This is a genomic window from Dorea sp. AF24-7LB (assembly GCF_003478575.1).
GTDB lineage: Bacteria > Bacillota > Clostridia > Lachnospirales > Lachnospiraceae > Dorea_D > Dorea_D hominis.
In genome coordinates this window covers 8468-9170 of the sequence record NZ_QUFR01000023.1, presented here as the reverse complement: position 1 = coordinate 9170, position 703 = coordinate 8468, and the positions used below count along the sequence as shown (strand labels likewise).

The window sequence follows — 703 nt, the reverse complement described above, 5'->3', positions numbered from 1 at the left end:
AATGGAAAATACATATATGTGAATTCCTGGGATGCTCTGCGCCAGTATGATGCGGATGGCAAGCTGGTTGCTGAGAGGAAAATGGATGCGGATGGAAGAATTGAAAAGGCATTTCTCGGTAAAAAATATATTTATATTATTTGCAGTACAGGGGAAGATGATTCATATCAGAAGATGTTATATGTAGTGGATGCAGAGAATGTCCGAAAAACGGTGGATTTAGGCGAACTAAAAATGCAGACAGGCAAAGGCGCATTTATAGATTGGGATAAGCACTGGATAGAACATACCAAGATTACGACACCGGATATGGAGCTTTATCATGCAGGCAACTGTAAGCGGGAAAAGACAAAAGACGGAGAAGTGTATTATCGTTTGATGCTTAAGGATACATCTGCGGGAGATTTTTTAGCTACAGTTATGATAAATAAGACAACGGGAGAACGAGTACATCAACTGGATACGGATTTACAAGATGGAAAATTACTGGCATCTTACAAAGACACCTTGTATGCATGGGATTTTCGTAATGAATCAAAGGAGTTTCGTATTTATAAAACAAATGCCGATGGAAAGAGCGAAGAGTTGTATCAGTCAGAAAAATACAAACCGGTAGATATGAAAGTATCCGGAAATATGCTCATGCTTCAACTGGAAGATTACCGTTTTGGTGGCATGGAACATTACACAGGAGCGGATTATG

The 703-nt window shown here is 39.4% G+C and carries 1 protein-coding gene; it reads left to right on the top strand.

Annotation, left to right across the window (positions count from 1 at the left end):
* Nucleotides 1–18: 18 nt before the first annotated feature.
* On the top strand, nt 19–703 hold a 685-nt coding region (locus tag DWY31_RS13695), incomplete at its 3' end, for a hypothetical protein (RefSeq protein WP_199672005.1).